The organism is Candidatus Desulfolinea nitratireducens, from assembly GCF_982879505.1.
Genome location: NZ_CEYOSI010000231.1, coordinates 1 through 5,453, shown reverse-complemented (window position 1 = coordinate 5,453; position 5,453 = coordinate 1). Strand labels below are relative to the sequence as shown.

The window sequence follows — 5,453 nt, the reverse complement described above, 5'->3', positions numbered from 1 at the left end:
AATCAGTGGACGGCATGCTCCGGAATCCGTGGACGATATGCTCCGGATTTTGCATTCACAACCAATCTGTATGTCGCCAGGCAGTTCCCCTGGTAACGTAGGTGGTGGAGAAATAGCAATAAGCTGATAGCCCCAATCTTTTTCTATGTGTACATTGTATTGGTTGCGCAATTTCTCTACTAATTCTCTAGCTTCTTTAGCTTCATTCCCCTTTTTAATATGTCCCGTTGGATCAGAATACATTACTGGATTCCCCTCCACATAATTCCACTGGTTCAGCGACAGTGGTCTGTTATAATCGCCCTGCCAAGAATCCTTGGTGAGGAAACGTCCGGTTTCGGGGGCATAATATCGGGAGCGCAGGTAAATTAACTTAATGTAACTATCACGCATCTCACCCGTGAATTGGTATGCGCTGTAGCCACTACCAACACTCGAAATAGTCTCACCATAAGGCGCATAGCTCTGCGTCAGCGTCACCGCACCAGCGGGATCAGCCAACTGACGCCCAGACCCCAAAGCATCACCGAGGAAATATTCTGTTGCACTGCCAGCTTGCGCTATTCTGCCGTTGCCGTAGAGATAAGTATTTATCCCGTCATCCAAAACCTGGGTCAAACCGGCAGCCAGATCGAGGGTGTAGGTTATGCCATTTTGCTGGTGGCGGTCTCCAAGACCATTGTGACAACTCTATTTATGTAGTTTTCTTGATGCTCCAAAATCTTTCAATAAAATCATTTTAGGGTTCTTGAAATCGGTAAAACCAAGCACTATGCTCATATCCGCGAAATATCACTAATCGAATATCGGATATAGTTCCTGTAGGACTCTGATAGTATGGTGTTCCAAGTATTGTAAGAGCAACTTCACCCAGAAAAGGTTTTCTTGGGCTACCGCTACAGTAGTCGGTCCAACCGGTTCTTCCATCACCTGTCCAGTCACAATCTTTATATTCAATTGGTTCGGGGTAATCCAGAGCACACCGTCGCAAATTTTGTAAGTATAAATATGTTATCCCTTTGTCTCCCCTTTCCAAACTCCAAGGCTGCCAATCAGTTTCATAGTAAAAATCTTTTTCTTCATCCCCTTGTTTTTTGCGTTGAATAGTTTGTTTGTATATGCCATCATCTCGAAACACAAGAGTATCGGTAATGACCAAATCTTGGGTATGTGCCGTCCAGGTACCAATTATATCTTTTTCAGAAACCCATGTTGGTGTTGGGTCACACCCGATCTCTTCTTTTTTAAACAAATCATATGTAACAGAAAACCATATACAACTAGCACTACATAGTAAAAAAAACACTAAAAAGATATATATAACTAATTTCGTTTTCTTCATCTTAGCCTCGCTGTTTAAGGTCCAGTTCTAGGGAATGGGTTTCCTGGCCACACAGTAGAACCTCTCCAGTTGTCCCAAACCCCGACATCAAGAAGGTGAGGAACTAATTCATGAGGTATATTTCCTATAAACATACAAGGATCATATTGTTCAGTCCATGTAAATGTTTGGAATAAACTTCCTCCACCATTGGTGTCAGATTGATCAAATCGAGATCTGGAAGATAGTATGGAGATGGGACGTTGTCCCGTGGAAGTATACTCGTTGATAACTTCTGACAGAGGTTTGTAGGCTAAATCAGGTCTATTAGCAATTAAACCCTCTACAGATCCTGAATAGTCTCCTCGCAATCTACCTAGTATATGCGTTCCAGATTCTACTGTCATATCATTATCTATTCTGAATCCCACTCTTTTCGAGCCATCATTATCTTTTATGGTTTTCACTTGGAACCTGAATGAACCCAAAACAAACTCAAGAGGTAAACTAAGCTTGTAAAATGAGAATCTAATATCAAACAAACCTGAAGCTATATAGTCAGCAAGACCAAAGTTGTAGTGTATGGGCTCAGAGGTATCTCCTCCTCGATATTGAGGATTTGTATGATTTTTCAAATCCCCGCCAGAGGAATAATACCATTGCCGCACATTATTTATCAGTGTTCCACGGGCTAACTCCTGCGTCAAAGATTCATTACCGCTAAAGTGAAGCCAGTTTTTAGTCCCGCTTTCATTTATATATTGAAGGAATAAATTGTGAGCTGACGTTGGTGTGCCAGAAATGTTTCCATGAGGCATTAATGACCATGATGATGGATCGAACCCGCTTTTGCATATCCTTACAGCTTCTATTGCAGGTATTGATACATTTCCCTTCATAATAGTATGAATTCTTATACAATTAATAAAAGATCCAGGTCCAGACAATCCTGAAATCAAACCTCTCGGATCAGTTAAATTTCCCGGATTCCCCTCCGCATACAAATATACATTGGCTTCTAATCCAGATGGATCTCTTTGCGTAAATCGCCCTGTGCTGCTATCCAAATACCGTGCCCTGAGATAGGTTAATCCGCTCGCATCGCGAATCTCGCTCAACGACAATTAGAATTACCCATGAACGACAACTAGAAATGCCCACCGATAGGAGCGCGGCAGCGGCTACACTCTCAGTACATTAAGGAGAGCCAATGACCGCAACCGACGCCCAAGTGAGGCTACTGATGAAAGAACGAAACCAAGGCAAAACGCAAGAGCAGGCTGCCGTGATCGATGCGCAAATTGGACGCATCATGCAATTATTCCACCTGCCCGATAATTGGGAGCAGGCAGTAAAATCGCTGCTCGAGCAGAATGTAGATATGGTTGACCCGGAAGCCGAACGCACGCGCATCCGCAAGGCATTACGTGATCTGCGAAAAATGAAACAGCATGGCTTATATGATGGCGAAGAGCATGTCTTCTGGCGTGAAGTGGAAGTTCTGCAGGAAGAATTATCCAGGATTGAAGCGGCCAAGAAACCTTCCATCCATCGGGCAGCAGAAACGCTTCTGGATTTGCCATCCGCCTGGGATGTGGCCACGCAACAGGAACGCGAGGAGCTGGTGAAGTTACTGCTGAAGCAAGTTGGCTGCGATCTTCTGGAAAATCGGATTGACTGGATCAAACCCAAGCCCGTTTATGAGCCCCTGTTTCAGTTGATGGAGGGCCTTCATCCGCTAGAGGATGGGCGGTGGCTGGTTGGCCCCTCTTTGACAATTGGGACTTAAAGGTGTAGCTGTCTATTCCGACGCATTCCGGATTTGACCGTCCCGCTGATCTTGGTTACAATTGCCCCCATTGGACTTTATGCAACAAAAAATCGCCCAGCGGTAACTGGGCGATCTCTTCTGCGTATGTCCTGTCAATAGAAAGAACCGATTAGTTTTATTCAATTGCTCAAGAGCCGTTTTTGACTCTTAGGGTATGGACAACTACGCTCTGCGGTCCTGACGGGCATGGCGCAATCTCGAAGTAAAATGAGATAGACAGGAATTAGGACACTACTTAGACAGCATTATGACAACCTGGAGTTTTCACTGCACTGAACGTGCAGTTTTGTTTTTAATGTGCTCCCATCCTCTTGAAGTGGCTTGATTGTACTTACCCCCATGTAAACTGTCAAGAATAAACAACCCATAAAATATCAGTAGATGCTAATTGCTTTAGCTTCAGTCACTACCTAAAAATAAAATCTGGTCCAACTCCCTCCAACTGATGAAAGAGCCAATGCTCGTTTGCAGAGATTGCTCACCGCCATAAACCACGTAGCCCGCGCTATCGGGCAACTTGTTCAGGTGCCGCCAATAGCTGAGATTAGCGAAATAACTATTGGAAATCGTTTTGCCCGATTTGATTTCTACGGGCAGAATCGCTTCCCCATCGACCAGCAAGCAATCAATTTCTTTACCACGGCTGTCTTGCCAAAAATAAGGATAGCGCCTTTCCCCGTGATGCAAGTTCCGTTTAACAAATTCATTGATCACAAGATTTTCAAAAAGAGCGCCTTTCATATAGTGTGAATTGACTTGTTGCGCAGCACGTATTCCCAGCAAAGAGCAAGCCAAGCCGGTATCGTAAAAATAAAGTTTAGGTGATTTCACCAGTCGTTTGCTGAAATTTTTGTGGAAGGGTTCTAAGCGATAGACGATATAAGAACTTTCTAAAACAGATAGCCACGCTTTAGCTGTATTGGGGCTGATGCCAGCATCGTTGGCCAGGCTGGTGTAGTTGAGCAACTGCCCAGTGCGCCCGGCGCATAATTGGATGAAACGGATGAAAGTGTTGATATCCCCGATATTCTTCATCATGCGTACATCCCTTTCAACGTAAGTCTGGATATAAGCCGGATAAAAATCGGTGGGGGCCAATGCGCGGTCATAAATGCGCGGATACTGTCCTTTGAAAATCAAGCTTTCATAGTCATCAAAAGATTGGGCACCCTGTTCCAGTTCAGCGAATGAGAATGGCAGCAAGTGCAGGATCGCGGTACGTCCTGCCAGGGTCTGGCTGATCTTTTCCATGAGCAGAAAATTCGATGAGCCTGTCAAAATAAACTGAATCTGGCGGTTTTGATCAACAAGCGATTGGATATAGGAAAATAAATCCGGTGTGTTCTGAACTTCATCCAGAATGGCGCCATCGGGGTAATTGGATAGAAAGCCGCGTGGGTCGGTCAACGCGATTTGGCGGATATCCGGTTCTTCCAAGGATACATAGGGTAGGGCGGGGAATACAGCTTTGACCAGGGTGGTCTTGCCGGATTGGCGCGGCCCGGTCAGCGTAATCACCTGAAATTTCTCAGCCAAAGCTACTATTTTTTTCGTAAGCGTGCGTTCGATCATGCCATTACTCCATTGGCAACCTGTGAGCAATCCAGTAATGTGATCATAGCATGGAATACGCAATAGCGCAAACCAATTGCGTATTTGCGACTTACGCATAGACATGCTGGTCGTCGAATATTATTGGTTCCATCCCGAAAATCCGCCCACAAGAAGTCTTGTAGTTCTTGTCGCGCAAGTCTGGTATCCTGTAGAGTATGAATCCGCTATTCCGCCTCAGTTCCCTGATCAAACCTTATATCCCGAAAATTCTGCTTAGTTTTTTCATTCTCATTGCACTGACTGGCCTCTCGCTCGTTGTGCCGCGCATTATCCAACAAGTGATCGATGAAGGCATCGCCAAAGCCGATAAATCCTTTCTGCTCTATGCCGCATTCCTGTTGCTGGGATTGGGTTTGCTCACCGCTATACTCAGTGCCTTTCAGCGCTATATCTCAGAGTGGATTGGGGGTCACGTTGGCTACGACTTACGCAACCGACTTTATGAGCATATCCAGCAGCTCTCTTTTTCCTATCACGATCATGCCCAGACGGGACAACTGATTTCACGCTGTATCGAAGATGTGCGCGCGGTGCAGAACTTTGTCGGCACCTCCATCGTCGATCTGATCCAAATCGTTCTTATTCTTTTTGGTGCGCTCGGCATTATACTGGCCGTCAACTGGCAACTTACCTTGATCGCCATCCTGCCGATCCTGCCGCTCATCTTGATCACCTCGACCTTCGGCT

Annotated in this window: 6 protein-coding genes; 2 read left to right on the top strand and 4 right to left on the bottom strand. The window is 45.3% G+C overall.

What is annotated here, in order from left to right; all coding sequences use genetic code 11:
- From AC3DOM_RS15295 to AC3DOM_RS15285, 3 genes are all read right to left on the bottom strand, one after another.
- Positions 1-618, bottom strand: a 618-nt coding sequence (locus AC3DOM_RS15295; RefSeq protein ID WP_487919910.1) for an RHS repeat-associated core domain-containing protein, incomplete at its 3' end; no start/stop codon positions are given.
- Positions 619-739: 121 nt separating this feature from the next.
- Positions 740-1,342, bottom strand: a complete 603-nt coding sequence (locus tag AC3DOM_RS15290) for a hypothetical protein (protein WP_487919909.1) — start codon at positions 1,340-1,342, stop codon at positions 740-742.
- A gap of 14 nt (positions 1,343-1,356) precedes the next feature.
- Entirely contained in the window at positions 1,357-2,439 is a 1,083-nt protein-coding gene (locus AC3DOM_RS15285; RefSeq protein ID WP_487919908.1) for an RHS repeat-associated core domain-containing protein, read from the bottom strand.
- 92 nt (positions 2,440-2,531) lie between these two features.
- On the opposite strand from AC3DOM_RS15285, the gene AC3DOM_RS15280 reads away from it, so the two are divergent.
- Complete coding sequence (locus AC3DOM_RS15280; RefSeq protein WP_487919907.1) at positions 2,532-3,110, top strand: hypothetical protein; 579 nt, start codon at positions 2,532-2,534, stop codon at positions 3,108-3,110.
- Positions 3,111-3,551: 441 nt separating this feature from the next.
- Here the strand turns inward: AC3DOM_RS15280 and AC3DOM_RS15275 are convergent, their stop codons facing one another.
- Positions 3,552-4,724, bottom strand: a complete 1,173-nt coding sequence (locus AC3DOM_RS15275) for an ATP-binding protein (protein ID WP_487919906.1) — start codon at positions 4,722-4,724, stop codon at positions 3,552-3,554.
- Positions 4,725-4,921: 197 nt separating this feature from the next.
- On the opposite strand from AC3DOM_RS15275, the gene AC3DOM_RS15270 reads away from it, so the two are divergent.
- Positions 4,922-5,453, top strand: a 532-nt coding sequence (locus AC3DOM_RS15270; protein ID WP_487919905.1) for an ABC transporter transmembrane domain-containing protein, incomplete at its 3' end; no start/stop codon positions are given.

What these genes read in the sequence shown, in the direction of transcription:
- AC3DOM_RS15275 (WP_487919906.1), bottom strand. Translation starts at nt 4,724, where the DNA reads ATGATCGAACGCACGCTTACGAAAAAAATAGTAGCTTTGGCTGAGAAA.
- AC3DOM_RS15290 (WP_487919909.1), bottom strand. Translation starts at nt 1,342, where the DNA reads ATGAAGAAAACGAAATTAGTTATATATATCTTTTTAGTGTTTTTTTTA.
- AC3DOM_RS15280 (WP_487919907.1), top strand. Translation starts at nt 2,532, where the DNA reads ATGACCGCAACCGACGCCCAAGTGAGGCTACTGATGAAAGAACGAAAC.